The organism is Halosimplex yunnanense (genome assembly GCF_054504345.1).
In genome coordinates this window covers 811,827-837,959 of the sequence record NZ_JBTJEL010000037.1, presented here as the reverse complement: position 1 = coordinate 837,959, position 26,133 = coordinate 811,827, and the positions used below count along the sequence as shown (strand labels likewise).

General features: G+C 68.3%; 26 protein-coding genes. 10 read left to right on the top strand and 16 right to left on the bottom strand.

All coding sequences use genetic code 11. The annotated features are described in order from the left end of the window. The first annotated feature begins 57 nt into the window (after positions 1-57). The gene (locus AB2U09_RS23095) at positions 58-882 is read left to right on the top strand and encodes a CPBP family glutamic-type intramembrane protease (RefSeq protein WP_459195099.1); all 825 of its coding nucleotides are present in this window, start codon (positions 58-60) and stop codon (positions 880-882) included. Between the two features lie 49 nt (positions 883-931). Here AB2U09_RS23095 and AB2U09_RS23090 read toward each other — a convergent pair whose 3' ends face one another. After that, complete coding sequence (locus AB2U09_RS23090) at positions 932-2,770, bottom strand: bacteriohemerythrin (RefSeq protein ID WP_459195098.1); 1,839 nt, start codon at positions 2,768-2,770, stop codon at positions 932-934. 101 nt (positions 2,771-2,871) lie between these two features. Between AB2U09_RS23090 and AB2U09_RS23085 the strand changes: the two genes are divergently transcribed. The 6 genes from AB2U09_RS23085 (at position 2,872) to AB2U09_RS23060 (ending at position 9,499) form a co-directional block, all read left to right on the top strand. Further along, positions 2,872-3,297, top strand: a complete 426-nt coding sequence (locus AB2U09_RS23085) for a pyridoxamine 5'-phosphate oxidase family protein (protein WP_459195097.1) — start codon at positions 2,872-2,874, stop codon at positions 3,295-3,297. Between the two features lie 128 nt (positions 3,298-3,425). Continuing rightward, positions 3,426-4,439 (top strand): 5-methyltetrahydropteroyltriglutamate--homocysteine methyltransferase, encoded by a 1,014-nt coding sequence (locus AB2U09_RS23080; protein WP_459195096.1) that lies wholly within the window; start codon positions 3,426-3,428, stop codon positions 4,437-4,439. Next, on the top strand, positions 4,436-5,521 hold the full coding sequence (locus tag AB2U09_RS23075) for a methionine synthase (protein WP_459195095.1): 1,086 nt from the start codon (positions 4,436-4,438) through the stop codon (positions 5,519-5,521). The genes AB2U09_RS23080 and AB2U09_RS23075 overlap by 4 nt, the downstream gene beginning before the upstream one ends. 216 nt (positions 5,522-5,737) lie before the next feature. Continuing rightward, the gene (locus tag AB2U09_RS23070; protein ID WP_459195094.1) at positions 5,738-6,247 is read left to right on the top strand and encodes an HTH domain-containing protein; all 510 of its coding nucleotides are present in this window, start codon (positions 5,738-5,740) and stop codon (positions 6,245-6,247) included. Positions 6,248-6,380: 133 nt separating this feature from the next. Further along, a complete protein-coding gene (locus tag AB2U09_RS23065) occupies positions 6,381-6,809 on the top strand; it encodes a hypothetical protein (RefSeq protein WP_459195093.1) in 429 nt (142 codons plus the stop codon). Next, positions 6,806-9,499 carry a HEAT repeat domain-containing protein gene (locus tag AB2U09_RS23060; protein WP_459195092.1) on the top strand — a complete coding sequence of 898 codons (2,694 nt, stop codon included), beginning with the start codon at positions 6,806-6,808 and terminating at the stop codon, positions 9,497-9,499. The genes AB2U09_RS23065 and AB2U09_RS23060 overlap by 4 nt, the downstream gene beginning before the upstream one ends. Before the next feature lie 17 nt (positions 9,500-9,516). On the opposite strand, the gene AB2U09_RS23055 is transcribed toward AB2U09_RS23060, so the two are convergent. The 9 genes from AB2U09_RS23055 to rpl7ae all read right to left on the bottom strand — a co-directional run bounded on the left by AB2U09_RS23055 (position 9,517) and on the right by rpl7ae (position 16,622). Beyond that, positions 9,517-10,662, bottom strand: coding sequence for an ABC transporter permease (locus AB2U09_RS23055; RefSeq protein ID WP_459195091.1), 1,146 nt, complete (start codon positions 10,660-10,662; stop codon positions 9,517-9,519). Continuing rightward, the gene (locus AB2U09_RS23050; RefSeq protein ID WP_459195090.1) at positions 10,662-11,408 is read right to left on the bottom strand and encodes an ABC transporter ATP-binding protein; all 747 of its coding nucleotides are present in this window, start codon (positions 11,406-11,408) and stop codon (positions 10,662-10,664) included. Before AB2U09_RS23050 ends, AB2U09_RS23055 begins: the two co-directional genes overlap by 1 nt. Beyond that, complete coding sequence (locus AB2U09_RS23045) at positions 11,395-13,197, bottom strand: COG1361 family protein (protein ID WP_459195089.1); 1,803 nt, start codon at positions 13,195-13,197, stop codon at positions 11,395-11,397. The genes AB2U09_RS23050 and AB2U09_RS23045 overlap by 14 nt, the downstream gene beginning before the upstream one ends. Positions 13,198-13,200: 3 nt before the next feature. Beyond that, positions 13,201-13,896 carry a YIP1 family protein gene (locus AB2U09_RS23040; protein WP_459195088.1) on the bottom strand — a complete coding sequence of 232 codons (696 nt, stop codon included), beginning with the start codon at positions 13,894-13,896 and terminating at the stop codon, positions 13,201-13,203. A gap of 101 nt (positions 13,897-13,997) precedes the next feature. After that, entirely contained in the window at positions 13,998-15,011 is a 1,014-nt protein-coding gene (locus tag AB2U09_RS23035; RefSeq protein WP_459195087.1) for a phosphotransferase family protein, read from the bottom strand. A gap of 145 nt (positions 15,012-15,156) precedes the next feature. Further along, complete coding sequence (ndk, locus tag AB2U09_RS23030; protein WP_459195086.1) at positions 15,157-15,636, bottom strand: nucleoside-diphosphate kinase; 480 nt, start codon at positions 15,634-15,636, stop codon at positions 15,157-15,159. Continuing rightward, positions 15,633-16,019 carry a 50S ribosomal protein L24e gene (locus AB2U09_RS23025; RefSeq protein WP_459195085.1) on the bottom strand — a complete coding sequence of 129 codons (387 nt, stop codon included), beginning with the start codon at positions 16,017-16,019 and terminating at the stop codon, positions 15,633-15,635. The genes ndk and AB2U09_RS23025 overlap by 4 nt, the downstream gene beginning before the upstream one ends. Further along, on the bottom strand, positions 16,019-16,249 hold the full coding sequence (locus AB2U09_RS23020) for a 30S ribosomal protein S28e (protein ID WP_459195084.1): 231 nt from the start codon (positions 16,247-16,249) through the stop codon (positions 16,019-16,021). The genes AB2U09_RS23025 and AB2U09_RS23020 overlap by 1 nt, the downstream gene beginning before the upstream one ends. Before the next feature lie 10 nt (positions 16,250-16,259). Then, on the bottom strand, positions 16,260-16,622 hold the full coding sequence (gene rpl7ae, locus AB2U09_RS23015) for a 50S ribosomal protein L7Ae (protein WP_459195083.1): 363 nt from the start codon (positions 16,620-16,622) through the stop codon (positions 16,260-16,262). Positions 16,623-17,096: 474 nt separating this feature from the next. Here rpl7ae and tmcA point away from each other — a divergent pair, with 474 nt between their 5' ends. Genes tmcA through AB2U09_RS23000 form a run of 3 tightly spaced genes read left to right on the top strand, consistent with a single transcriptional unit; the run spans position 17,097 to position 20,097 of the window. Continuing rightward, positions 17,097-19,367 carry a tRNA(Met) cytidine acetyltransferase TmcA gene (gene tmcA / locus AB2U09_RS23010; RefSeq protein WP_459195082.1) on the top strand — a complete coding sequence of 757 codons (2,271 nt, stop codon included), beginning with the start codon at positions 17,097-17,099 and terminating at the stop codon, positions 19,365-19,367. Then, entirely contained in the window at positions 19,367-19,873 is a 507-nt protein-coding gene (locus AB2U09_RS23005; protein WP_459195081.1) for a DUF456 domain-containing protein, read from the top strand. The genes tmcA and AB2U09_RS23005 overlap by 1 nt, the downstream gene beginning before the upstream one ends. A 59-nt stretch (positions 19,874-19,932) precedes the next feature. Beyond that, positions 19,933-20,097: a DUF8014 family protein gene (locus tag AB2U09_RS23000; protein WP_459195080.1), complete on the top strand. Its 165-nt coding sequence runs from the start codon at positions 19,933-19,935 to the stop codon at positions 20,095-20,097. A 19-nt stretch (positions 20,098-20,116) separates the two neighbouring features. On the opposite strand, the gene AB2U09_RS22995 is transcribed toward AB2U09_RS23000, so the two are convergent. The 6 genes from AB2U09_RS22995 to AB2U09_RS22970 form a co-directional block, all read right to left on the bottom strand. Further along, positions 20,117-20,458, bottom strand: coding sequence for a DUF7344 domain-containing protein (locus tag AB2U09_RS22995; RefSeq protein ID WP_459195079.1), 342 nt, complete (start codon positions 20,456-20,458; stop codon positions 20,117-20,119). A gap of 96 nt (positions 20,459-20,554) precedes the next feature. Continuing rightward, positions 20,555-21,286: a GNAT family N-acetyltransferase gene (locus AB2U09_RS22990; RefSeq protein ID WP_459195078.1), complete on the bottom strand. Its 732-nt coding sequence runs from the start codon at positions 21,284-21,286 to the stop codon at positions 20,555-20,557. A gap of 162 nt (positions 21,287-21,448) precedes the next feature. After that, positions 21,449-21,823 (bottom strand): DUF8055 family protein, encoded by a 375-nt coding sequence (locus AB2U09_RS22985; protein WP_459195077.1) that lies wholly within the window; start codon positions 21,821-21,823, stop codon positions 21,449-21,451. Positions 21,824-21,835: 12 nt separating this feature from the next. Further along, the gene (locus tag AB2U09_RS22980) at positions 21,836-23,503 is read right to left on the bottom strand and encodes an FAD-dependent monooxygenase (RefSeq protein WP_459195076.1); all 1,668 of its coding nucleotides are present in this window, start codon (positions 23,501-23,503) and stop codon (positions 21,836-21,838) included. Between the two features lie 2 nt (positions 23,504-23,505). Further along, positions 23,506-25,224 carry an electron transfer flavoprotein subunit alpha/FixB family protein gene (locus AB2U09_RS22975; RefSeq protein WP_459195075.1) on the bottom strand — a complete coding sequence of 573 codons (1,719 nt, stop codon included), beginning with the start codon at positions 25,222-25,224 and terminating at the stop codon, positions 23,506-23,508. 2 nt (positions 25,225-25,226) lie between these two features. Then, positions 25,227-26,123 carry an electron transfer flavoprotein subunit beta/FixA family protein gene (locus tag AB2U09_RS22970; protein ID WP_459195074.1) on the bottom strand — a complete coding sequence of 299 codons (897 nt, stop codon included), beginning with the start codon at positions 26,121-26,123 and terminating at the stop codon, positions 25,227-25,229. Between the last annotated feature and the right edge of the window lie 10 nt (positions 26,124-26,133).

The window sequence follows — 26,133 nt, the reverse complement described above, 5'->3', positions numbered from 1 at the left end:
CGGTCCCGAGTCGCGAGGCCCACGCTTTGATGATAACTGGTCTCGAATTCGTCCACAATGACTGACGGGAACAGATCGTCTCCGGTCGCGTTCGGCGTCTTCCTCATCCTCGCGTTCGGCTGGTCGTGGGCCTTCTGGGGACCGCAGGCGCTCGTCGAGACCGGTTATCTCGGCAGTTCTCCGAATCTCCCCCAACTGGGCGCCTTCGGCCCGTCCGTGGGCGGAATCGTCGTCATCGCGTGGCGACGCGGGCGCGCGGGGCTCTCCGACCTCGCTCGCAGGACCGTCGACGTCGGGTTCGCCCGGTGGCTCTGGGTGCCGATACTCGGCCTGTTTCCGGTCGTCGCCGCCGTCGCCGCGGGCTATGCTCGCCTCGCCGGTGCGGCGCTCCCGACGCCCCCCTGGGCGGGAGCGCCGGTGGCCCTCCCCGTCGCGTTCGGGTACATCCTGCTCCTCGGCGGCCCGCTCCAGGAGGAGTTCGGCTGGCGAGGGTACGCACTCGAACCACTGGTCGACCGGGCCGGACACCTGGGCGGGAGCGTCGTCCTCGGGCTGCTGTGGGGGCTGTGGCACCTCCCGCTGTTCTACATCCCCGGGCGGACGATCTACTACCAGAAACCGATCTGGGGCTTCGTCGCCTCCATCGTCATGGTGACGGTCGTGATGACCTGGCTCTACGACCTGACGGGCGGGAGCCTCCTCGCGATGCTCCTCGTCCACACGTCGTTCAACTGGACGACCTGGGCGATTCCGGTACTCGATGTCGATCCCGGCTCGCTCGCGTTCGTGATCGGACAGTTCGTCGTGGTCATCGCAATAGTTGCCCGATGGCGGTCGAACGGAGCGCTCCGTTCCCGAGCGCGTCCCGGTTCCGAGGGGTGACTGCGCGGCACCGATCGCCGGCTGAGACCAGCCCTCGCGGGACCGCCGCTCAGTCGACGTAGACGGTCCCGTCCGCTTCGACGCGGCCGTCCGTCCCGGTCCGGTACCACTCCTCGGCCGGCCGGCCGTCCGAACCGAGTCGGCCGACCGTCACCGTCGGACCGCGGACCAGCAGTTCGCCGTCCTCGGAGTGGGCGAACTCCAGGCCGGCCACGGGGCGGCCGGCCGTGCCCTCGAAGGACGCCTCGGGGGTCGCTATCGCACCCACGCCGGCGGTCCCGACCGTGCCGTAGAGGTTCCGGACGGGGATGCCGAACCCGGCGAACAGCGACAGGAGATGCTCGTCCAGACGGCCGGTGCCACAGAGGGCGTACTCCAGGTCTGCGAGTCCGAACTCCTCCCGGAGCGGTCCGTAGACGAGGCGGTTCGCGGCGGCGTATTTCAGCGGCGTCCCGCTGCCCTCCAGTTTGCCCCGGCCGTAGGAGGCGACGCGGCCGCCGACCTTGCGTTTCATCCAGTTCATCGACCCGATGCGGTCCTGGAGCGCGCCGTAGACGCGCTGATAGACGACCGGAGTGCCCACGAGGACCGACGGGCCGACCGCCGCGAGACTTTCGACGAGTCCCTCGGACCCGGCGTAGGCGACGGCGCCGCCCGTCGACCAGAGGTAGTACGTCGCGACGCGCTGGTAGACGTGCGCCAGCGGGAGGAAACACGTCCCCGTTGCGCCCGGGGCGACCGGCAGGTCGGCTTCGAGCGCCGCAGCGGCGGCCAGCAGCGACCGATGGGCGAGTGCGTGTCCCTCGGGGTCGGCGGCGGCGGGGTCGAACACGACCGTCGCCACCTCACCCCCACCGACCAAGCGGCCCGGTAACTGCCCCGGGTCCGCGCTCGGGAGGTCGTCGATGTCGGCCCGGACGGGCACGTCGGACAGCGGCCCGTCTCCCGGCGTCTCCGCGGTCACGACGCCGGCGAGACCGACGCGTTCGACGGCGCGACGCCGCTGGTCGACGTCGAAGGAGGGGAACAGCGGGACCGAGACGAACCCGGCGTACTGGCAGGCCAGGTCGGCGACCGACCACTCGTACCCGGGATCGGCGACGATCCCCACGCGGTCGCCGGGGTCAAGGTCGGTCTCCAGCAGGCCCGCCGCGACGCTGCGAGCGCGCCGGTCGAGGTCCGCGAACGTGTGCTCCTCGTAGCCGTCGGCCGCGGGGACCAGCGCGGCGGTCCGGTCCCCGTGGGTTTCGGCGACCGACGCGAACCAGTTCGCGACGGAGCCGTTGGGGACCTTCAGGGGATCCCCCTCGCTGGTCGGACCAGCGGGGGAGACGGCCTCGTCCGCTGGACCGGCGTCCGCCGGGTCCGCGGCGTCCCCGCCGGGACTGTCGGCCACCGCCGAGTGACGCTCCGTCCGGAGGGTCCCGGGGGCGTACTCGTAGTCGTCGTCGACCTCCGAGCGGTAGTAGTCGGCGTAGTTCTGGTCCTCGTCGAGGGCGGCGATGTGGGAGTCCAGCCAGTCCCGGAGGAAGGTCAGCACCTCCATCGTGACGTACTCGCCGTTCTCGTGTTTCTCGCGGAACTCGGCGACCCTGGCGGCGAAGTCCTCGTGCATCTCGCGGTGGTCGTAGAAGCAGTCGGCGCAGTCCATGGCGTACCCGCAGTCCTGCATGAACTCCTCCTCGTCCCCGAAGTGGTACTCGGTGTAGCGTTCGAGTTCCCGCAGAATGTCGCCGATCTCCTCCTCGGAGTGGCCCTCGTCCATGGCCGCGTGGAGGTCGTTGAGCAGTCCGAACAGGCGTCTGTGCTGCTCGTCGAACCGGTCGATGTGGGTGCTGTATCGCTCGCCGTCCCAGTCGGCGAACTGCTCGTCGGAGGGCGCTTGCATACCCACCGATCCCGAGCGTTCCCTGAAAACGCCGTTCCGCGTTCCCGATCGCTGGGAACGGGCCCCACTCACAACTCCGGGCCGGTGCTACAGTCTGACGGATGACTCCCCTCAGCGACGACGAGATCAGCGACCTGCTCGCCCGCAATGGGGTCGGAGTGATCGCGTTTCGCGGCCCCGTGGCTCCGTACCCGATCCCCGTCTCGTTCGGATACGACACCGCCTCTGATGTACTCGCCGTGCAACTCGAGGGCTCGGAGTCGGACCGCAAGTTCGACTGTCTGGACCGCTCGCCGGCGGTCGGGTTCACCGTCTACGAACACGACGAGAACGAGCGCGTCTGGCGCAGCGTCGTCGTCACCGGCCGCCTGGTAGAGACGGCCTACGGCGACGCCGAACCAGCGTTCGCCGCGCTCGCCCGCAACAGCCAGTCCGCACCGAACCCCGTCCGGTGGAGCGACGCGACCGACGTGACTCCGTTCGAACTCGTCGTCGACCGCTGGAGCGGCCGATCGTTCGACGTCTGAGAGCGAGCGACGGCACTCGCCTGCGACCGACCAGCGACTGATCCCCAGTCCGGCCACCCCGTGAAATAACTACTGGACATCAAATTAGATGAGAAATATTATAGGGCGTCATGTCGTAGCTCGCTTCAATGACGGAAGTAGTTTCCACGACGCCCGGGCTGTTCCCGTTACCGGACTGGGCGAAGGACGAGCTCGCGGATCTGAAGGGACGACAGAAGGGCGGTCTCGTCACCGGCGACGAGAGCCCGGAGATCGCAGACGCCTACGAACGAGCGCGCGAAGAGATCGTCGAGCTGCAGACCGACGCCGGCCTCGACCTGCCCGTCGAGGGCCAGCTGCGGTGGGACGACATGCTCACCCACCCGCTGTCGGTGGCCGACGCCGTGGAGACCCGCGGCATCGTCCGCTACTTCGACAACAACAACTTCTACCGGGAGCCGGTCGTCACCGACGACCTCTCGGCGACGGGCGACGTCGCCCGCGAACTCGAAGCGGCCGGTGACCTCACCGACGACGGCCTGAACGCCGTCCTCCCCGGCCCGTACACGCTCTCGCAGCTCGCGACCGACGAGCACTACGGCGACGAGGCCGCCTTCCTCTCGGCGCTCGCCGACTTCCTCGCCGCCGAAGCCGAGCAGTTCCCCGACGTCGAGACGCTGTTCCTGCTCGAACCGTCGCTGCTGGAGTCCCCGCCCGGCGACGGCGCGGACGAGCGCGCCAGCGAGGCCATCGACGCGGTCGCGCAGGCGGTCGAGGCCGACGTGGTCGCCCACACCTACTGGGAGTCCCACGGCGGCGACGGCGGCATCGACGAGAAGGTGTACGCCCATCTGATGGACGCTGATGTCGACGCCGTCGGCTTCGACTTCGTCGCCAATCACGAGGACAACGCCTACGTCCTCTCAGAGTACGGCGCCAAAGACGACATCGCGCTAGGCATCGTCGACGGGCAGAACACACTCGTCGAGGACGCCGAGGAGATCGAGGAACGCGTCGAGTGGACGCTCGACAACGCCCACGGCGTCGACTTCGAGACCGCCTACGCGACGATCAACACGCCGACGTTCTACCTGCCGTCGGGCAAGTTCGAGGAGAAGCTCGCGGCGCTCGGCGCCGTCGAGCGCACGGAGGTGAAAGCATGACCGACCGACCCGCCGACAACCGCGAGCAGTTCCGCCCGGCCGACCACGACAACGACCACTTCCTGCTGACCTCGGTCGTCGGCAGCTACAAGAAGCCCAAGTGGCTCGACCACGCCCGCGAACTGTACGAGGACGACGACGTCAACTTCGGCGACGAGGAGTGGGAAGAGGCCAAGGACGACGCCGCCCGTCTCATCACCGAGGAGCACGAACGCGCCGGCCTCGACACCGTCGTCGACGGCGAGATGCGTCGCAACGAGATGGTCGAGTACTTCGCCGAGCGCATCGAGGGCTACGAGTTCAACGGCCGCGTGAAGGTCTGGGGCCACAACTACTTCAACAAACCCAGCGTCGCCGACGAGGTCGAGTACGGCGAGCAGTGGCTCGTCGACGAGTTCGAGTTCACCGACGCCGTCGCCGACCGCCCCGTCAAGGTGCCCATCACCGGGCCGTACACGCTGGCCAACTGGACGTTCAACGAGGCCTACGAGGACGACGAAGCGCTGGCCTACGACCTGGCCGAACTCGTCAACGAGGAGATCGAGCAGCTCGTCGACGCCGGCGCTCGCTACATTCAGATCGACGAGCCCGCGCTCGCCACGACGCCCGACGACCACGCCATCGTCGGCGAGGCCCTCGAACGCATCGTCGAGGACATCCCCGAGGAGGTCCGCATCGGTCTCCACGTCTGTTACGGCGACTATTCGCGGATCTACCCCGAAGTGCTCGACTACCCGATCGACGAACTCGACCTCGAACTCACCAACGGCGACTACGAGCAGATCGACGTGTTCACCGATCCCGAGTTCACGCTCGACCTGGCCCTCGGCGTCGTCGACAACCACACCGCCGAAGTCGAGACCGTCGAGGAGATCAAGGAGAACATCAAACAGGGCTTCAAGGTCGTGCCCCCGGAGCAGCTCACCGTCTCCCCGGACTGCGGTCTGAAGCTCCTCCCCCGCGAGATCGCCTACCAGAAGATGGAGAACATGGTCACGGCCGCCCGCGAGATCGAGGCCGAACTCGACGCCGGCGAGATCGACGTGCCCGTCGCCGGCGAGACCGCCTCCGCCGACGACTGAGCCGGCCCCGATTTTTCGACCGATTCGGTTTCGAACTCGCGACTCCGGTTTGCTGGACGGCGCTGGTACCGGCTGGATCCGTCCGGCCAGTAAGTCCAGCTATCCGTGACCGACGGGCACGTATCCGCCCACTTAGGCCCCTAGGATCCCTCGAAGGGATCCCGCGGAAAGTGTTTTGAGGGGGCCACCCGAGGAATCGATCAAGTGAGAGACACCATGACCGACACAGACGGCTACCGAGTCGAACTCTACCTGCGCGGGGACACGTACGGCAGCTACGACCGCCAGCAGCGCGTCCTCGAACGCGTCGAGGATCTGGATGCCGACGGCGTCGTCGCCGACGCGGAGGTCGACGCCTCGTGGCAACGCATCCGGACGCCCGAACAGGACAGCCGCGACGAGGCGCTGGCCACCTACGAGGAGCTGCGCGAGTGGGCGAGCGAGAACGGCTATCGACTCGAACCGGCGTTCCAGCGCCGCCAGCGTTCCTACATCGGGACCGACGTCGTCCACGACGTGGTCGTGTTCCCGATGGCGTCGCTCGCGGTCTACGCCGAGAACGACCTGCAGGCGGTGTTCCCCTGCGCCGACGAATCGGGGGAGATCCACTACTCCGTGCAGGATTTCCTCGACGCCTTCGAGAGCGGCGAGACGGACTGGCTCGAGCAGTTCGCGCCGGTGACCGTCGACCGCGCCGAGCCGCGGCTGACCGCCGGCGCGGATTGAGCGGGCGTGCGGGCTAAGTGGTAGCTGGACCGGGGGTGACGCGGCCGAGATGCCGGCGATACCGACCGAGCGTCGGCGATATTAGTTTCGGCGCGTGGTCAACTTTCTTGAGCGGCTCGCGCAACCTCCCGGTATGGGTAGCTGGAACGGGTATCACCTGACGCTGGGAGTCGAACGGCGGGATCCGCACGCGGTCGCCGCCGAGTTGCGCCGGGAGATGGAACGACTCGTCCCGGAGTTCACCCACGAGCGGCGGGCGCGCGTAGAGGTCGAAGACGATGCCGTCCACTGGACGACCGGCAGGGAACACCGCGGGGGCGTCCTCGACGCCCTGTGGTTCAACGACTTCGTCACCGACCTCGACGCGCGGGCCGCGTGGGCGCTGGGGATCCGCGAACAGGAGGTCGAGTACAACGGCGGCGGGACCCTGTACGCCTGGATCGACGGCGGCTACGTCGAAGTCGACGACTACTGCGGAGTCTTCGGTCGGGGCGCCAGAGACGCGGTCGAACACTTCCGACGCCAGTGGGGCGTCGAGGGGGAGACGGTCGACTCGTGGTGAATCCCGACTCGCTTGCGGGGTTCGCTTCCCGCGTGACCGACGCCGACCCGGAGAGCCGCCGCGAGGCGCTCGCCGCGCTCCAGGAAGCCGACGAAGCGGCGATCGGTGACGAGCTACGGGCGCTGTTCGCCGTCGCCGCGGACGCCGACGACTCGGACCATCGCCACCGGGCGCTCGATGTCGCCTACGCCGTCGTCGAGGACGCGCTCTCGTCGCTCGACGCGCTCCCACCGGCGCTGTTCGCGTCGCTGACGGCCGACGAGACGCGGATACGTGCGAGCGCGGTCGTCCGGGCGCTCAACTGCTCGGCGGCGACCATCGAGGCCGCGCTCGACGCGGATGACCCAGCCAGGAGGCGTGCTGCGGCGCAGTACTTGCAGGTCGTCGCGGTCGACGAGACGCCGTTCGAGCGCCTCGAAGCGCTGCTCGCCGACCCGGACGCCGACGTGCGGGCGGCGGCCGCGAGGGCGCTGCTCCGAGCGATCGAGCGCGAACAGTGTAACGACCATTTCGGGGTCTCCCAGCAGTCCCGCGACGTCTTGCCGTCCCTGATCGAAGCGACCGAGGACGAGGGCCCGCGGGTCCGTGCGGCGGCGGCCGTCGCCGCGGGACACGTCGTCCTGGACGAGGAGGTACCGTCAGATCGCGCAGCGACGGCCGCACGGCGGCTGGGGCGTTCGCTGGGCGATACCGACGAACGGGTTCGCGAAGACGTGACGGAGTTCGTCGACGTGCACAGGCCGTTCGAAGAACGCGCGCCGGTGCTCGTGGTCCTGTGGTACGCAGTGGGTGTGGCCGAAGCGACCGTGGCCGACACCGCAACGCCGGACACCGGGGGCGAGGAAGTCGAGATCCCCGACCGCGCACGAGTGGGAGGGAACTACCTACCCGCGTCTGACGACCCGCAGTGCGAATCGGCGGTCGAGGAACTGATCCGACTCGGGTGGGACCCGGAGTCGCCCGCCCCTACCGCGCAGCGGCTGATCGCGCGGATCCCCGACGAGTATCACGAGGCGGTCGCCGCGTCGTTCGACCGCATCGGCGACGGCGTCACGCGGGGCGTCGGCGTCGAACACGGGGCGACCACCCTCGAAGCCATCGCGGCGGCGCACCCGGAGCGGACCGGGGAAGTCGTCGAGACGCTCCGGGAGTGTCTCCCCGACGAGTCGGCAGCCGCGCCGGCGCTGGCGAGCGTAGCGACGACGGCCGGTCGCGTCGACGACGTGATCGCGGATCTCCGCCGAACCGTCGAGACGGATCCGACGCCGGCGGCGGTCGACGGACTCGTAACAGCTACGGGCGGTGGGGGGACTCAAAGCGACGTCGACGCGCTGTGGCAGTGTGCGGACGAGGTGTCACACGACCGCGAGACGCGCCTGACTGCGGCGAGTGGCGTCGCGACGCTTCTGGAACGCGGGGCCGGGTCCGGAGGGAAGGTCGCAGCCGCCGGCGAGCCATTCACCGACCTGAACGCGCTGGTCGACCTCCTGGTGTCGTTCCTCGCGAGTCCCGAAGAGGCCGAACGGACCGAGGCAGCGACGGCGCTCGGGTCTATCGGCGCCGCCGAGACGGAAGCAGCGACACCCGAGAGCGCCGATGCCGCCGGAGTCGTCGACGCCTTCGCCGCGAGTTTCGGAGACGGCGGCGACGAAGAGCCGCTGGCGGTGCTCGCCGGTGCCGCGCCGGACCGTGCGCGGGACGTGGTCGCGACGCTCTGTTCGGCACTCTCGCCGGGAGACGACTGGCGGACCTTGGACCGGCTCGACCCGGTCGAGGAGGCGATCGAAGTCGACCCGAGCGTCGGCACGGCGGCCGTTGCAGACCTCGCCGCGGCCGCCCAGCCGTGGGGCACCGACCGGGGCCGGGCGAAGGCGCTCGACGCGCTCGCGGCCGTCGCCGAGAGCGAACCTGCCGCGGTCGCCGACGAGGTCACGTCGCTCACTGGCCTGTTGACCCACCGCAGCGAGCGGATCAGGGACGCCGCAGCGACCGTCGTCGCCTCGGTCGGTGCCGAACGGCCCTCGGCCGTCCCGCCGTCGCTCCGCTCCCTGGCGGAGACCGACCGCGACGACGACCGGTGGCCGATGGGCGTCCTCGCGCGCGACGCGCCCTCCGTCGCCGAGGCCGCCGTCGACGCGTCGCTGTCGGCCAGTCACTGGGACGGCGAGGCCGCCGCGCGCTTGCTCGCACAGGTCGGCCGGACGAATCGCGACGTCGCGACCGACGGCACCGACTGGATGGCGGACATGCTCTGGGGAGGCGTCAACGTCAGGTCGACCGCGTCCGTGGTCGAAGCGCTCGCCCCCCGCGATCCCTCGCTCGCAGTCCGCTGCGTCGAACCGCTCGCCGAACACGTCACCGAGGGGACGCCCCGCTGGGAGCGAGGCGCGGCGATAGAAGCGCTCGCAGCCGTTGCGGAGCATCGGCCGGAACCAGTGCGGGTCGCCGTCCGTAACGCCGTCGACCGCTCGCTAGTCGCGTTCCGGAAGGACATCTACTGGCAGTTCGAAGACGACGTGGAGGACCTGTTCGCGGCCGCTGGTCTCGAAGCGGACGGTTCGACCGGATCTAATCCCGCGGAAGACGAGGGTGCGCCGGACGACAGGGACAGGGGAACGAACACCACCGAATCAGGTTCAGACGGTGGCGCGGCCGCGTTCTGGGAGACTGTCGACCGGTACCGCCGATAGCGGAAAGCGGTGCCGGGTCAGCTCCGTAGCGCCTCGACCGGGCGCTCGTTGGCGGCCTTCCACGCCGGGTACAGCCCGCTGAGGAGGCTGGTCCCGACACCGAAGCCGAACGCGAGACCGATGTAGAGGAAGTTCTGCGGGCGGAACGCGGCCATCGCGTCGCCGGCGATGAAGTGGTTGATGGCCATGCCGGCGACGACGCTGAAGGCGACGCCGACGATACCGCCGAGGATGCCGAGCAGCACTGCCTCCGAGAGCATGATCTTCAGCACGTCGCGTTTCTGGAAGCCGACGGCGCGCAGGACGCCGATCTCCTGGCGGCGCTCGACGGTGCTCATGAGCATCACGTTGAGGATGCTCACGCCGGCGACCAGCAGTGAGATCGAGCCGATGCCGATCAGGAAGAGGTTCAGCGCCTGGAACGACTGGCCGATCTGGTCGGCGATCGACGAGTAGTCCCGTACCTGCACGCGCTCGCGGCGGTCGTTCAGCCGGGAGCGAATGGCCATCGCCGTCTCGTTCGCAGTGGTGCTGTCGCGCTCGGTGATCGTGATCGCGTTGTACCCGCGCTGGTCGAACTCCCGCGTCGGGAGGACGATCTGGTTGCTCGGGTTCGTGTAGCCGAAGCCCTGGCTGGGCGCGAGCACCGCGGAGATGCGTTCGGTCGATCCGTTGACCGAGATCGTGTCGCCGGGGGAGAGGTCGTACTCGTCGGCGAGTTGCGGGCCGACGAGCGCACCGCTCCGGTAGGGTTCGGGGATCGTCCCCTCGCGGGCCTCGAACAGTCGCCGCGGTTTGTCGATCCCCATTACCATCCGTGTCTCCGACGTCCCGCTCCCGTACGACACGAACGTGAACCGCCGTTTCGCCGGAGCGATGGTCGCGCCGGAACTCGCGGCCGACTCGATCTGGCGGAGGTCGCGCTCGGTGAGCAGTTCTGGCGCCTGCGCGGAGTCGGCCGGTTCGACCATAACCTGATTCCCGATACTCCCGAGGTTCTCCGTCATCTGGTACCGTAGTGTGAGCCCGAACATGCCGAGCGACGCGATGGCGATGACGCCGATGACGATGCCCAGCGCCGCCAGCACCGAACGGACCTTCGTCCGCCCGATGTTGCGACGGGCCATCAACAGCGCCGGGAACCGCCGGCGCAGCCAGCCCATCACGGCAGGTCACCCCCACTGCCGCTCTCGCTGGGGAGGGTCGCACCGTCGGAACCGGCCTGTTCGCCGCCGTCGGTCGGCACTTCTTCGCCCATGTAGCCGTCGACGAGTTCGACGGTCCGGTCGACGTACTCGTTGACGAGTTCGTCGTGCGTGACGGCGATGACGGCCACGTCGCGTTCGGTGATCTCGACGAACTCGTCGAGGATCTTCCGGCCGGTCTCTCGGTCGAGGTTCCCCGTCGGCTCGTCGGCAAGCAGCACGCGCGGTTCGTTGATGAGCGAGCGAGCGATGGCGACCCGCTGTTTCTGCCCGCCCGAGAGTTCGTCGGGTTTGTGGTCGAGGCGGTCGCCCAGTCCCATCCGCTCGAGCAGGTCGACCGACCGCTCCTCGACGGTCGGGTCGTGGTCGAACAGCGCGGGGATCTCGACGTTCTCCTTCGCCGTCAGCGTGGGGATGAGATAGAAGTTCTGGAAGACGAACCCGATGGTTCGCTTGCGCGCGGTGGTCTGTTCGCGGTCCGAGAGGCCGGTGACGTCTTCCCCGTCGAGCAGCACTTCCCCCTCGCTGGGGTCGTCGAGCAGGCCCAGCAGGTTCAGCAGGGTCGTCTTGCCACTCCCGCTGGGGCCCATGATCGAGACGAACTCGCCGGGTTCGACGGCGAAGTCGATCCCCTTCAGGGCCGTCAGCGTCTGGTCGCCGCTCCGGTAACGCTTGACGACGTTCCGGGTCTCAATCACCGCCACGACTCGCCCTCCAGGCGCGGACGATGAGCACGGCGACGCCCGCTGCGACGAGGAGGCCGATGACCGCCGGCAGGAGGAAGCCGCCGCCCCCGGAGCCACTCGGGTCCGGCTCGGGCCCGGCGGCGAGCGCGCGACTGGCGCCCGCGGCGTCGACCTCGACGGTCCGGGTGTGTTGCTCACCGTCGACGAGGTACTCGACGTCGAGCGGGACGGTCGAGACGTTGCCCTGCACGGTCGCGTACACGTCGAAGGAGACGAAGTCGCTCGCCGGGACCTTTCCGACGAAGTACTTGCGGTTGGGCGCGGTGGGCGTCACGCGTTCGGTGTCGGCCACGCTGACGACGACGCTCTGGGCGAGGGTCGTCCCGAGGTTGCTCGCGCTCCCGGAGATGCGCAGGCGGTTGCCCTCCGGGACGACTTCCAGTCCGGTGAGGCCGATGGTCCCCGGCGTCTGCGTCAGCGCCGTCGAACCGCTCGCCTGCCCGCGCTGCTCGCCGACGTCGTAGGTCGATCGGACGTCGACGGTCGCGCTGTTCTCCGACAGCGAGGCGTTCAGCCGGACGGTCCGCGACTCACCAGTCGCCACCCGGTCGAGCAGCGCCCGTCCGACGGTCGCGTTGGGCGACGAACCGCGGACGCTGACGTTCGACAGCGGCGCGTTGCCCTGGTTGAGCACCGTCACCTTCACGGCCTGTGAGTTGCCGCCCTCGGCCGAACTCAGATCGAGCGCGACGCGGTCGCGGAGCGGTTCGACCTCGACCGGGACCGTCTCGGTGACGGTACGGGTCGTGCCGCCGCGCGTCGAGTAGGTCAGCGTCGCCGTCAGTTCGTGTTCGCCGGCCTCGGCGGGCTGGAAGTCGAAGTTCGCCCGGGCCGACTCGCCGTCGGCGACGCGCGTGAACACCGACCGGTCGTTGCTGACCGTCACGCCGTCGCCGGAGACGGTCACTTCGGCGCTGGTGATCGCCGCTCCCAGCCCGTTAGCGACCCGCACCGTCCCCTCGGATTCGATCCCCGCGGTGGAGCCGTTCGTGTCGATGTCGAGCTGCGGGCGTTCCTCGGTCGTGCGGACGGACACCGTGTCGGTCACCGTGTCGGTCACGCCACCGGAGGTAGTGTAGGTGAGCGTCGCCGTCAGTTCGTGCGTTCCCGGTTCGTCGGCGCGGTAGTCGAACGAGACGGTGCGCGTCCCGTTGCTCGCGACGGACGCCAGCACGGAGCGACGGTTGGTGATCCCCACGTCCTCGCCGTCGACGGTGAGTTCCACGTTCTCGATGGAGCTTCCCAGACTGTTGGCGATCGTTACCGTCCCACCGGTGCGGACGCCCACCGCGGAGTCGTTCGCGTTCACGTCTACCTGGGGCTGGCGGTCCCTGACGGTGATCGTCAACGGATAACTTACCTGCGTCCGCTGGTCGTTCTCGGTTTCACGGCCGGACACCCGGACCCGGAGGTTGTACGTCCCGGGGTCCTCGAAGGTAGTCGAGAGCGGCACGGTTTTCGACCCGCCGATCGGGATCGTGCCGATGTCTTTCACGTCGGCGAACTCGTCGGGGTTATTGCCATCGTTGGCCTTCACAACGTGGACTCTGTCGACGAAGTAGCCCGCGGAGCTACTCTCGAAGTTCTCGATCGTCGCCTCGATCGCGACCTCGTCGCCCGGAACCGGCTCGGAGGGTCGGACGTCGACGTCCGAAACGGTCACGTCGACGCTGGCCGCGGCGGAGACGACCGGAAGCGTTGCGACTGCGAGCAGTACCACGAATGCGAGCGTCTGGTTTCGGTTCATTGTTCAGAAGAGCAAGGTTCCAACAGCGAACAGGGCCAGCTGGAGGACGACGACGATTCCGACCGGAATACCGACCGAGATGGCAGCTTGCCGGGTACTCACGTCCCGTGCCCGTTTCGTCGCGAACATCCAGATGAACGCCGCCCAGATCGTGAACAGGAGCCCGAGCACCGCCGTCAGTGTGACCAACGGCCCGCTCTGGGCCTCCTGGAGGGCCCGAGTGTACGCGAACGCCTGTTCGCCGGACATCTGCGACGGCGGCGTGTCGGCGATCCCGCTCGGGAACGTCACCGAGACGCCCCGGACGTTCCAGCGGTAGAACTGCACGAGCGCGGTCACCGCCGATCCCACGACCTGTGGGGCGAACCCGTAGCCGACGAACGCCAGAATCGTCTTGAAAGCCCCCTCACCGTCGAAGAGACCCGAAAGCAGGTAGAACAGCCCCGCGTAGAGGACCCACGCGAGGAAGGGGAGCGCGGCCGCTGTGGCGAACGCGATCGGTCCCGATCCGGCCCCCGACGCCGGCAGGCCCTGCTGGGAGACCAGCTCCGAGAGACCACGGGAGGTGATCACGCTCGCCGCCACTCGCAGGGCGGCGACCAGCGCGACGATCGCCAGGGGCCACTTCAGCGACAGCCCCGACGTCCGCGACCGGAAGAACCCGTCCGGATCGGTAAGCAACGACTGAATGGAGGGCATTTCGGCGGGAATTCCGTAGAGTGACGACTTAAAATCTTCGCATCTCCAACAAGTCTGCTGAGGAACAGATATCGGGACGGTTCGCGACCCGCCGGTCGCCGTTATCGCGGTACAGCGTCGAGGAGGCGGTCGAACTGCTGGCGGTACTGGAATTCGGCGCGCGCTCGGCCGAGGTCGTCCTCGTCGAAGGCGTCGTCGAAGCCGGTCATGCGCCACAGCAGCGTCGACAGCTGGTAGATCGGTTTGCACTGCTCGTAGTCCTCGCCGGGCTGGAACTCGTGGTGGGTTCGGTAGCCTTCGTAGAGCTTCCCGCGGAGCGTCTCCCGAACTGTCGGGTCGTCGAAGGTGGAGTCGATGTAGAGGAACTCCGACTGGGCGAGCTGGTAGTCCCGGTGAGCGGCGAGGGTGTCCTGCCAGTCCAGGACGGCGGTGATCGGGTCCGGCTCGTCGAGCATGCAGAGGAGGTTCGTCGGCTGCATGTCGTCGTGGACCAGCCGGGGCATCCCGTCTTCGGGCACCAGCGGGAGGGCGTCCTCGATGGCCTGGCGCGCTCGCGACTGGACGCCCTCGAACGGCGTCCCGTCGAGCCGATCGATGTGCGAGCGGGTGAGGTCGCCGAAGTACTCGCGCCAGTTGCCCCGCCAGTTGCGGATGGTGAGCCGGTCGTCGTAGAGGATCAGCCGGCCGAACGCCTCGAAGGCGATCTCCGAGTGGATGTCGCCCATGATCTCGCCGACCTGCTCGATGACCCGCTCCCAGTGGGACTGCTCCATCGCCCCGTACTGATCGGCGAGGTTCTCCCCGCGCACCCGTTCGGTGACGAAGTACGGCGGCACCGACCGCTCGGGTTCCTGCTTGAAGACGAGAATCCGAGGAATCGGGATGTCCGTCCGATCGGCGACGTACTCGTGGAGCTTCGGTTCGACCGCGAATCGCTTCTCGCCGGCCGGCTTGAACTTCACGTAGACCTCGTACTCGGTCCCCTCGTAGACGAGCGTGACCATGTACACGTCAGCCCGCGTCCCACCCGTCGCCGACTCGTAGCTGAAGTCCTCGTAGTCAGGCCCGGACTCGTCGAGGACGGCTTCGATGTCGGCCGCCGATGTCGTCTGCACGCACACGTATTGATCAGGGGGTGCCAAAAATGTATCAGTCCCGGCGACGCGGGCGCGCCGCTACGTTCGGGCGATCGAAGTAAGCCTCTCCAGCCAGCGAACGCTGTCGCTCACCGCGAAGCGTCGGGGAAAAGCGAGAGTGCGATTAGTGGTCTTCGTCTTCGTAGACCCAGGGTTCGTCCGCCCGGGTGTACTCGACCAGCTCGTCCTCGTCGAAGAACAGCTCGATCTCGCGTTCGTTGGCGCCCTCGTCCTCGTGGTCCGAGCCGTGGATGACGTTCTGGCTCAGGTCGAGGCCGTAGTCGCCGCGGATGGTGCCGGGAGCGGCCTCGGCGGGGTCGGTCGCGCCCATCATGCGGCGGACCTGTCGGGTCGCGTCGGCGCCTTCCCAGACCATCGCCATGACCGGACCCGAGGTGATGAACTCGACCAGGTCGTCGAAGAACGGCTTGTCCTCGTGCTCGCCGTAGTGCTGCTCGGCGAGGTCACGGTCGATCTGCATGAACTTCGCGGCGACGAGCTTCAGGCCGCGCTCCTCGAGGCGAGAGATGACCTCGCCGGTCAGGTTGCGCTGGACTCCGTCGGGCTTGACCATCACGAAGGTGCGCTCGTCGTGGTGGCTCATGCCTCGGCCTCCTCTTCGTCGGCCTCCGCCTCGTCGGCGTCGGCTTCGTCACTCTCGTCGTCGGCTGCTTCCTCACCCTCGTCAGCGTCGGCCTCGTCGGCTTCCGCCTCGGATTCGGCTTCCTCGGTCTCCGTCCCGTCCTCGGCCTCGTCGGCGTCGGCGGTCTCGGTGACCTCGGGCTCGGGTTCCTCGGTCTCGTCGACGTCGGCTTCGCGCTCCTCGCCGGCCCACTCGAGGTCGCGGGACTCGCGACCGAGGTTGGCGTTCTTCTCGCACTTCGAGGAGCAGTAGTGGATGGTCGAGCCGCTGGTCCGGACGAACATGGTGCCCGTCCCGGGCTCGATGTCGGTGCCGCAGTAGTCACATTCGCGCGTTCGTGGCATTATTGGCCTCCGATCTGGTCGGCCTCGCGCGCGGTCTCGCGGAGCTGGAGCACGTCACCCTCGCGGACCGGTCCGAGGACGTTTCGCGTGATGATGCGGCCCTGGTTCTCGCCGGCGCGGATCCGGCACTTGACCTGCATGGCCTCGCCGTGCATCCCCGTTCGGCCCACGACTTCGATGACTTCGGCGGCCGTGGAACCGCCGTCTCCGTCGTTTTCTTCAGCAGACATACCGAGTCACCTACCGGAGTTCCTCGACCTTGCCGGCGATGTCGTCGACGTCGTCCTGGGCGTCCCCGGCGTCGACGATTGCGGCGGCCGCGCTGCCGACCTCGAGGCCGGCCGCGTGACCGACGTCGTCCTGCGTCGCGATGAAGACGAACGGGATGTCTTTCTCGTCGGCGAGCTCGGGGAGGTGCATGACGATCTCCTCGGGCTGGACGTCCTCGGCGACGAAGACGAGCTCGGCGTTGCCGCGCTCGACGGCCTTGGTGGTCTCGTTGGTTCCTTTCTTCACTGTCCCTGTGTCTCGTGCGACCTCGAGGGCCTCGAGAGCGTCGTCTTCGAGGTCCGCGGGTACGTCGAAATCTACGTATACTGGCATTTGTGGATCACCTCCCGCGCGTGGGCTCGCGCTCCCCCGCCAGTCCGGGCGTTACCCGGGCACCGCGAGAAATCGCGGCGGAATATCCTGAGAGGCTAGGAGCATCATCAACCCCGCACGGGCTGTACACGCATCTGGCAGAGGAGTACTAAAAGCCCTTTCGAAGACGAAACGGCGTGTGAGGGGGCTGCACACGCTGCGACCGCTTGCGCTGGCCTCCCACGATCCGCCGCCGGGCGGCCGCTCTCGACGGCGACGTTTCACGGGGGAAGTTCGCAGTCGCCAGCGGGCTCGGCCAGCGGTCAGGAATGCCGCTGGGATACCGTTGCTCGTGACGCTTCTGCAGTCGCAACTGGACCGCTCTTGGACGCCGCTGGCTCTGTCGTAAAAACTTCCCGACAGTTCGAGGCCCGACGGCGAGCGGGTCCCTATCCGATCGGCGGTTCTTTGCCGCTCGACGGCGGACGGGGAGCCATGACCGTCGGTCGCGTCGCCGCCGCACTCCGCGAGGAAGCCCGCGCTACGAACGAGCGCCGCCTCCTCGTCCTCGCCGGCGACGCGGCTGCCACCCGCGAGGCAGCCGTCGAAGCGCTCGACGTCGCCGACGTCGACGCCCCGGATGCGACCTACGTCGGGGAGTCGACGGAGACGCCGTGGGAACGAGTACCGCCGGCGCGCGCCGGCGACCTGCTCGGGACGACCCACGCCGCGCTCGTGCTCGACTGTCACGAGGAGTGTCGTCCCAACGCGCTCGGCCGGGCGGTCGGCGCCGTCGACGGCGGTGGCCTGCTCGTCCTCTGTGTCCCGCCGCTGGACGAGTGGCCGAACCGCCGCGACGCTTTCGACGAGTCCCTCGCCGTCCCTCCGTTCGACGTCTCGGACGTGACCGGTCACTTCCGGTCGCGGCTGGTCGAACTCCTTCGCGCCCATCCGGGCACCGCGATCGTGACCGTCGACGCGGCGGGAACTGCAACCGTCGAGCGAGACGGCCTCACTGACCCGGCGCCGCGCGTCCCGTCACCTCCACCTGCACCGCCCGATGACCCCTTGTTCCCGCTCGACGTGTACGATCGGTGTCTCACCGGCGATCAGGTGAGCGCCGTCGAAGCGCTCGAAGCGCTCGGCGAGCCCGGCCACGCCGTCGTCGTCGAGGCCGACCGCGGCCGCGGGAAGTCGAGCGCCGCCGGGCTCGCCGCGGGCGCGCTCGCGCTCGACGGCCGCGACGTGCTCGTCACCGCGCCCCAGTACCGGAGCGCCGCCGAGGTGTTCGCCCGGGCGCAGGAAGTGCTCGCAGGCGCCGGCGCGCTGGCCGGCGACCCGAGCGAGTCCGATCCCGAACGGCTCGACGTAGTGGACGACTCCGCCGGCCGCGTCCGCTTCGAGACGCCCGCGACGGCCGCCGAACTCCCCGGCGACCCGGACGCCGTCGTCGTCGACGAGGCCGCGGCGCTCCCCGTCCGACTGCTCGAACGGTTCCTCGACGCGCCCGCGGCGGCGTTCGCCACGACCGTCCACGGCTACGAGGGTGCCGGACGCGGCTTCTCCGTGCGGTTCCGGGACCGCCTCGACGAGAGCGACTTCGACGTGGGTGAGGCGTCGATGACCGACCCGATCCGCTACGCCGCCGGCGACCCCGTGGAAGTGTGGGCGTTCCGCGCGCTCTTGTTGGACGCCAGTCCGGCCGTCGACCCGCTGGTCGAGGACGCCAGCACCGGCTCGGTCAGCTACGAAGGGTTCGAGGCCACCGACCTGCTCGCCGACGAGCACCTGCTCCGGGAGGTGTTCGGCCTGCTCGTCGCCGCACACTACCGGACCGAGCCGGACGATCTGGCCCGCCTGCTCGACGCACCGAACGTCGCCGTCCGCGCGCTCACGTTCGAGGGGCGCGTCGTCTCGGTGGCCCTGCTCGCCCGCGAGGGGAACCTCCCCGCGGACTTGCGAGCGCACATGTACGAGGGCGGCCGCGTCCGCGGGAACATGATCCCCGACGTGCTGACCAGTCAGTTGCGCGACGAGGAGGCGGGCGTCCCCGGGGGACTGCGCGTTCTCCGCATCGCTACCCACCACGCCGTCCGCTCGCGTGGGCTCGGGTCGCGCCTGCTCTCGGAGATCCGCGGGGAGTTCGCCGACGACGTGGACTGGCTGGGGACGGGCTACGGCGCGACGCCCGAACTCCTGCGCTTCTGGCGGGCGAACGGGTTCTCGACCGTCCACCTCTCGACGACGCGCAACGAGTCCAGCGGCGAGTACTCCGCGGTGATGGTGGCGCCGACGAGCGACGTGGGGCGAGCGCTCGCCGAGCGCCACGGCCGGTGGTTCGTCGACCGCGTCGCGGCCATGCTCTCGGACCCCCTCGACGATATGGATCAGGACGTGGTGCGCGCGGCGCTCCGGAGCGTCGACGCCACGCCCGCGCTCGACCTCTCGGAGTGGGAGTGGCGACTACTCGCCGGCATGACCGGTGGGGCCGGCATCTTCGACACCTCGCCGCGGCCGCTTCGCCGTCTCACGATCCGGTATCTCGTCGACGCCGGATCCGTAGACGACGACCCGCTCCTGAACCCTCGCCAGGAGCGCCTGCTCGTCAGGAAGGCGCTCCAGGGACACTCCTGGAACGCGGTCGCCGACGAACTGGACTTTCACTCGCTGGGACAGTGCATGCGGGCGCTCGGAGAAGCGGTGCGACCGCTGCTTTCACGGTTCGGCGGCGCCAACGTGGAGGCAGAACTGGAGCGATTCGAATGATGCAACTCCCCGCAGTCGGCGCCCTCCCCGTCGACCTGTTCGTGCTGGTCGCGTTCGTCCTGCTGATAGCCGGCGTCGTCGGCAGCGTCACGCCGCTGGTTCCCGGCGGCATCCTCTCGCTGGCCGGCGTCGTCGTCTACTGGTGGGGGTCGGGCTTCTCGGAGCCGAACCTGCTCGTCCTCTCGGGCGTGATCTTCGTGGCGCTCGTCGCCGTCCTGACGGACTGGCTGGCCGGCGCCATCTCCGCGAAGGCCGGCGGCGCGTCGCTGCGGACGACGGTGATCGCTACCCTCGTCGGCCTCGTCGGACTCACGTTCGGTCCGATCGGCTTTCTGCTCGGCACCGCCGGGACAGTGTTCCTGCTCGAACTCGCCGAGGGCGGCGAACTCGAGGAGAGCGCCCGCGCGGCCGGCGTGACGCTGCTGGGGATGCTCACTTCAAGCGTCCTCCAAATCCTGCTGACCGCCGGCGTCCTTGTCGCGATGGTCGGCGTCTACCTCCTGTAGGCGCCCGTCGCCGTCCTGCCGGCGGGAAAGACTCTCCTCGCGGCGCTCGTAGTGGACCCATGGTCGAGTGTGCGGAAGACGGCTGTGACGCCGAAGCCGCCGTCGAGTTACACGTGCCGTGGGCGGACAACCGCCTGGTCTGTGCGAGTCACGCGCGAGTGCTCGCCAGACAGGACGGCGTCGTCGCCGATCCGCTCGACGGCCGCGGGGACGCCTGGCCCTGAAAATCGCGTGATCCCGGTGTCACTCGGAGCACCGGCGGGCCCACTGCCCCGAATTCGTCGTGTTCACGACGTCGAGACAGCGTTCCAGTAGCGGTGCGGAGTGGTAGTGGACGACCCTCGGCCCGGGGTCGAAGTCGATCACCCCGGCGTCGTCGAGCTTCGGGAGATGGGTGTGATAGAGGGCCGGCGCCAGTTTCTCGGGGTCGTCCCCGGTTTCGGACGCGACGCCCTCGACCAGGACCGGGAGGTCGAGAGAGCCGTCGGGCGCCGTCCGCAACACCTCGATCACTGCACGCCGCCGCCCGTCCGCGAGCAGTTCGAATGCCGTGTCCAACCCGCCGTCCTCGTCGCCACCCATCATGTCGTTCGTGTTCGCGACTTTTCCATAAAAACGATTGTGGTGATACGCCAACCATCGGCGCGGATACGGCAGAAACTGCCGGATATCGGGTCTGAGTCAGGGCTTCGTCGCCAGCATGACCTCGTCGAGGTACTCGCCGCCGTACTTGTAGTGGTCCTCGCGGACCGCCTCGACCTCCCAGCCGTGGGCCTTCAGGAACTCGATGGCTCCCTCGTTCGAGTCCGGGACGCTGTTGTAGATCTTCTCGTAGCCGTTCTCGGTGGCCCAGTCCAGTCCGCGCTGGAGTAGCTCGCTCCCGATGCCGTGGCCGCGGTACTGTTCGAGGACGCCGACGGTGAGTTCGGCCGTGTGGTCCAGTTTCTCCGTCTCGTTCGTGTTGAGGTTCACCCAGCCGACGACGTCGTCTTCGACGGTCGCGACGAAGAACACTCGCGACTGGAGTTCGTTGTGCCGCAGGAGTACCTCCTCGTGGTCGACGACGTCGGCGACCGTCTCGGCGTCGACGTACGTCCCGTCGCCGATGGCCTGTCGAATGACGCCGACGAGTCCCGTCAGGTCCTCCTCGCGAGCCCGGCGGATCGTCACCTGTACGCCGTCGGACTTGAACTCCGCTTCGAGTTCGTCCTCGTAGGCGATGCGCAGCTCCCCCTCCGATTCGAGGAGCACGCCGTCGCGCTTGAGGATGGCAACGTGGTGACCGAACGCACGCGGTTCCATCTCCAGCGCCCGCCGGGCCTTCCCCGGTTTTACCGACCCGTGGCGCTCGACGTAATCGTAGATGTCTCGCCTGTCGTCGTGGTCGAAGGATAGCTCTGCCGTGAGTTCCATGTGGATCGGTACCATCCCACGCTACTTATCATTTATCACGGTTGATCAGTAAGGAACAACCGCTGTTTCCGCCGACTTCGGCTGTCTTCGGATCGGCCACCGCGACGGCAGAGTACCGACCGGGGACACGCAAATAGAGGCGGCGAACGGTTCGAGCGGGCGTCAGCGACCGTCGGATCGATCGGGGACGCTCGTCAGGATGCGGGCCACGTCGGCGACGTTGTGCGTGTCGATCAGTGCTTCCGCCGCGGTCCGGACGGAGTACTCGGCGTCGAGTTCGACGCCGTAACAGCGGGCGTACAGTTCGAGGTAGTCGTTCAGCGCCCGTTCCAGTCGGTCGAACTCCGCCTCGCCGAAGCGGTCCCACTCGCCGCTGCGGGCGTCGACGTAGACGGCGACGGCCTCGCCGACACCTTCGCGGCAAAACCGCATCGCACGCGCCTCATCGGGCGGTTCGGTCGGCGGGTCGAACGACTCGCGGGCGCGCTCGGCGTCCGCGGCGAGTTCGGCGATGCGGTCGCTGTACTGCGAGGACATGCTGGCCGACGCTCACCCCTCCTTGTACTCGACGCCCTTGCCACCCCGCGGGTGGGTCCAGTCGGTGTCGGCGACGACGGCGCAGGTGCCACACTCGACGCAGGGCTGGGTGTCGAGGCTGACGACGTGTTCCTCGCTCCCGTTCGTCCCGACGTACTCGTCGCGGTAGCAGCCGCCGCCGAAGTCCTCCGCGCTGACCGGACAGGCCGTCACGGCCGTCCCGCTGGCCTCGAAGGAGTTGTCCCGCAGTTCGATGTGCGGGTTACCCTGGTCGACGTCGTAGGTCAGCTCCCCGATGCGGTCGTCCAGTTCCGGCGGTTCGATGGTGTTGACGCCGTCGACTGGCTCGCCCAGTTCCTCGGCGATAACGGTTGGGACGGTGACGTACCCCATCCGCGTGTCAGGGAGCATCCCCATGAGGAACGGCGAGTTGAACAGCGACTCCGCCCGCTCGCCCAGCGCGGAGATGGCCGTCCGACCGACGACGGAGTCGGTCACCGCGTTCATCGCCGACGCGACGGGGCCGACCTCGCCGAGCCGCCCCAGCGTCTTGTATCGTCTCGGCCGGAGCTTGTCCATCACGCCCTCGGTTTCGAGCTTCGTCACGTAGCGCTCGCCCGCCGCCCCCGTGTCGCCGCGGGACTTGGCGTCGACGAACGCCTCCGCTGCGAGCGCACCCGCGGTGACGGCGTGGTTCATCCCCTTGATGATCGGACCCTGCGCCTGCATCTGCCCGGCCGCGTCCCCGACGAGGAGGAGTCGGTCGCGATACGGCGAGGGGTGGGCCACCTTCTTCGAGTCCGGTACGAGCTTCGCGGAGTACTCCAGTTCGGTGTACTCGTCGCCGAGCCAGTCGGCGAGCAGCGGATGAGTCAACAGGTTGTCGAGCAGTTTCTGAGGTTCGGCCCGCTCGTTCGCGATGGAATCGAGGTGGAAGACCGTCCCGATCGAGAGGGATCGATCGTTCGTGTAGAGGAACCCGCCGCCCCGGACGTTCTGGAACAGGTCGCCGGAGAAGAGGTGGGCGACGCCCTCCCCTTCAGCCACGTCGAACCGCTCCTCGATGGCGCCCTCGGGCATCTCGGCGACCGCCTTGACGCCCTGGAACCACTCGTCGGGTTCCTGCCAGTCCATCAACCCGGCGTCGCGCGCCAGTTCGGAGTTGACGCCGTCCGCGGCGATGATCACGTCCGCCTTGATGGGGTCGATCTCGTCGCAGGTGACGCCGACGATCTCCGCGCCTTCGCGGAGGAGCCCGTTGACGCGGACCTCGGTGAGGAGGCCGCCCCCGGTCTCGCGGGTCATCTCGTGGACCTCGCGGGCGAGCCACGAGTCCATCTTCCGCCGGAGGACGGAGTCGGCCCACTCGGTGTCGTGGTGATGCAGGTCGTGCAGGTCGAACGTCTTCACGTTCTGCCCGGCGATGTTGTGGATGTAGTGGTCGGTGACCTCGCGGTCGCTCGCCTCCGCGCGGAAGCCGGGGAACAGTTCGTCGATGGTGTACGGCGAGGACTCCTCCGCGTAGAGGAGGCCGCCCGAGACGTTCTTCGACCCGGCGTCGACGCCCCGCTCGAGTACCAGCGTCTCTACTCCGTTCCGTGCCAGCGTGGCGGCCGCGGCGGCGCCTCCGGGACCGGCGCCGACCACGACCGCTTCGTAGTGTTCGTAGTCGTCTGTCATGGTCAGTCGTCGCTCGCCTCCGCGAGTGCCGCCGCCAGTTCGCCCGACTCGACCGCCTCGGTCAAGCGGGGGAGCACCTCGAACAGGTCGCCCTCGATGTAGTAGTCCGAGAAGCCGCGGATGTCCGCGTCGGGGTCGGTGTTGATCGCGAGGATCGTGTCGGACTCGTCCATCCCGACCTTGTGCTGGATCGCCCCGGAGATGCCCGCGGCGATGTAGACGTCCGGTTCGACCACCTGCCCGGACTCGCCGATCTGGCGGTCCTCACCGACGTACTGCTCGACGTGGCCCTCGAAGTTGTACGAGGAGGTGATCACGCCCCGGGAGAGGCCGAACGCGGCGTCGTCGAACGCCTCGACCAGATCGAGACCGAGTTCGATGCCCTCGGTCGGCGAACGGCCGATGCCGCGGCCCATCGCCACGATCACGTCGTGGCCGGTCAGGTCGACGCCGCTGTCGAGCGTGTCGAACTCCGTCACGTCGACGCCGAACCACTCGTCGTGCAGGTCCATCTCGTGTTCGATCACCTCGCCCTCGCGCTCGGGGTCGGCCTCCGGGATCTCGAAGCTCCCCGGGATGACCGACGCGCCCTGCGGGTGGAAATCGCGGAAGGGCTTGTCGATGCAGAGGATCGTCGAGTACTCGAACCCGGAGAAGTCCGGCCGCTTCATGTGCAGGATGCGGTCGAACTCCTTGCTATCTCCGGGATTACCCGTCTTCGCGGGGTTCGAGATCATCGCGTCCTCGATGTACAGCCCCGAGCAGTCCGATGCCAGCCCGGAGTCGAGTTCGCCCTGCACGAGCGCCGAGAGGTCGCGGCCGTTGTTCGTCGCCGGGAAGACGGCGTAGCGCGGTTCGTCGTAGTCCTTCCATTCGACGTCCTCCTGGCCCTCGTCGGCGACCTGCCCGCCGGCGCGAGCCATCGAGCAGAAGATTTCGGTGTAGGGCCGGTGGCGGAACCGCTCCAGCCGGTCGTCTTCGAGATAGACGACCCGGTCGGCGCCGTACTCGACGACCTGCTCGGTAAGTTCGCTCACCCCGTCACCGATGAGGACCGCGACGACGTCCTCGGGTTCGCCGTCTTCGGATCCACCGTACTTTCCGGAAGACGAGTCTTCCGACTCCCCGCTCGCGTCGCTCGCGGGAACGTCGTTGTACTCGTCCATCAGCTGGCGGGCCTTCCCGAGCATCTCCATCGACACGTCGATGAGTTCGCCGTGCTGGGTCTCACAGTAGACCCACATGTCCCGGTACTCTCCGTCTTCGACGCTCTCGACCCACTGCTTGTCGTTGGTCGGGTGATCGAGGTCGGGATGTTTCTCCTCGGGCGGGACGTACTCCAGTTCCTCGCCATCGCCCTCCTCGCTGCCCTCGATGGACTCGATTCGGTCCTCGATCTGCCCCTTGGCGGTCTTGCGGTCCTGGCCGTCCTGCTCACGTTCGAGCAGGTCTTCGAGGACCGCCACGTCGTCGATATCTCTGACGAGGTTTGCGATGTCTGCGACGGTCAGGTCCGTCAGGTCGACCGTTTCGGGGTCGATCTCCTCGTCGTCGCCCTCGACCTTCTCGATTCGGTCCTCGATGAGCGTCTTGACGGGCGCGCGGTCCTCACCGCCCGCTTCGAGTTCCAGCATCTCCCGCAGCTCGTCGGCGTCGTCGACGTCCTTGATCTTCGGGCCCAGTTCCGCGATTTCGTGTTCTGTGGGGTCTATCTCCGGCATGGTCAGTCACCCGCCGCGTACGGCGTCAGTTCCCCGACGACCTGTTCCATCCCCTCGTCGTCTGCCGGGTCGACGATCGTGGCCTCCCGTTCGGAGGGGGCCTTCGGGATCGGATCGACCCCGGCGACGATGGTGGGCGAGCCGTCGAGGCCGATGTAGTCGGGGTCGAGGTTGAGCGCCGCGTGGTCCCACATCGTGAAGCGGTCGTAGTCGGCCGGATCGAGGTCGGTGTCGTCGTCGAGGTACTCCCCGAACTCGTCGGCTCGCTCCTGGGTCCGCTCGCGAAGGTCCTTGTGTTTCAACCGGTGTTCGGCCCGCCGGTAGGTGGGTTCGAACTCCGGGTCGGCGACGACGAACGCCGGCAGCGGCGCCTCGACGGTCTCGATCTCTTCCACGTCGCCCTCGACCAGCCGCTTCGCTCGCAGGGTCCCCTCCTCGTCGTCGATGTCGAGGGAGATGACGTGCGTGATGAGCGGCATGTCGAGACACCAGGCGGTCTGCGGGCCGGTGTGGCCGGTCTCCCCGTCGGCGGTCTTGAAGCCGGCGAACACCAGGTCCGGCGGGTCCTCCATCTTCTGGATACCGGTCGCGACGGTCATCGCGGTCGCCCACGTGTCCGCCGCGCCCATCTCGCGGTCGGAGAGGAGATACAGATCGTCGGCGTAGACGTCCCGCATTCCCTCCTGGAGCACTTCCATGTACCCCGGCGGGCCCATGCTCGTCAGCGAGACGGTCCCACCGTTGCGCACTTTCGTCTGGAGTGCCGCCCTGAGCGCGTGTTTGTCGTTCGGGTTCATCACCGTCGGCGTCTTGCCCCGCTCCAGATGGCCGTCCTCGTCGAAGGAGACCTGGCCTTCCCTGAAGTCGGGGACGCCTTTCGTCAGTACGACACTGTGCATGTTGTTATCA

Coding starts and splice junctions, on each gene's coding strand:
- AB2U09_RS22980 (WP_459195076.1), bottom strand. CDS start 23,503: ATGACAGACGACTACGAACACTACGAAGCGGTCGTGGTCGGCGCCGGT.
- AB2U09_RS23000 (WP_459195080.1), top strand. CDS start 19,933: ATGGTCGAGTGTGCGGAAGACGGCTGTGACGCCGAAGCCGCCGTCGAG.
- ndk (WP_459195086.1), bottom strand. CDS start 15,636: ATGAGCCACCACGACGAGCGCACCTTCGTGATGGTCAAGCCCGACGGA.
- AB2U09_RS23085 (WP_459195097.1), top strand. CDS start 2,872: ATGACTCCCCTCAGCGACGACGAGATCAGCGACCTGCTCGCCCGCAAT.
- AB2U09_RS22975 (WP_459195075.1), bottom strand. CDS start 25,224: ATGCCGGAGATAGACCCCACAGAACACGAAATCGCGGAACTGGGCCCG.
- AB2U09_RS23055 (WP_459195091.1), bottom strand. CDS start 10,662: ATGGGCTGGCTGCGCCGGCGGTTCCCGGCGCTGTTGATGGCCCGTCGC.
- AB2U09_RS23070 (WP_459195094.1), top strand. CDS start 5,738: ATGACCGACACAGACGGCTACCGAGTCGAACTCTACCTGCGCGGGGAC.
- AB2U09_RS23080 (WP_459195096.1), top strand. CDS start 3,426: ATGACGGAAGTAGTTTCCACGACGCCCGGGCTGTTCCCGTTACCGGAC.
- AB2U09_RS23065 (WP_459195093.1), top strand. CDS start 6,381: ATGGGTAGCTGGAACGGGTATCACCTGACGCTGGGAGTCGAACGGCGG.
- AB2U09_RS22970 (WP_459195074.1), bottom strand. CDS start 26,123: ATGCACAGTGTCGTACTGACGAAAGGCGTCCCCGACTTCAGGGAAGGC.
- AB2U09_RS23090 (WP_459195098.1), bottom strand. CDS start 2,770: ATGCAAGCGCCCTCCGACGAGCAGTTCGCCGACTGGGACGGCGAGCGA.
- AB2U09_RS23025 (WP_459195085.1), bottom strand. CDS start 16,019: ATGCCACGAACGCGCGAATGTGACTACTGCGGCACCGACATCGAGCCC.
- rpl7ae (WP_459195083.1), bottom strand. CDS start 16,622: ATGCCAGTATACGTAGATTTCGACGTACCCGCGGACCTCGAAGACGAC.
- AB2U09_RS23005 (WP_459195081.1), top strand. CDS start 19,367: ATGCAACTCCCCGCAGTCGGCGCCCTCCCCGTCGACCTGTTCGTGCTG.
- AB2U09_RS23075 (WP_459195095.1), top strand. CDS start 4,436: ATGACCGACCGACCCGCCGACAACCGCGAGCAGTTCCGCCCGGCCGAC.
- AB2U09_RS22990 (WP_459195078.1), bottom strand. CDS start 21,286: ATGGAACTCACGGCAGAGCTATCCTTCGACCACGACGACAGGCGAGAC.
- AB2U09_RS23045 (WP_459195089.1), bottom strand. CDS start 13,197: ATGAACCGAAACCAGACGCTCGCATTCGTGGTACTGCTCGCAGTCGCA.
- AB2U09_RS22995 (WP_459195079.1), bottom strand. CDS start 20,458: ATGATGGGTGGCGACGAGGACGGCGGGTTGGACACGGCATTCGAACTG.
- AB2U09_RS22985 (WP_459195077.1), bottom strand. CDS start 21,823: ATGTCCTCGCAGTACAGCGACCGCATCGCCGAACTCGCCGCGGACGCC.
- tmcA (WP_459195082.1), top strand. CDS start 17,097: ATGACCGTCGGTCGCGTCGCCGCCGCACTCCGCGAGGAAGCCCGCGCT.
- AB2U09_RS23095 (WP_459195099.1), top strand. CDS start 58: ATGACTGACGGGAACAGATCGTCTCCGGTCGCGTTCGGCGTCTTCCTC.
- AB2U09_RS23020 (WP_459195084.1), bottom strand. CDS start 16,249: ATGTCTGCTGAAGAAAACGACGGAGACGGCGGTTCCACGGCCGCCGAA.
- AB2U09_RS23040 (WP_459195088.1), bottom strand. CDS start 13,896: ATGCCCTCCATTCAGTCGTTGCTTACCGATCCGGACGGGTTCTTCCGG.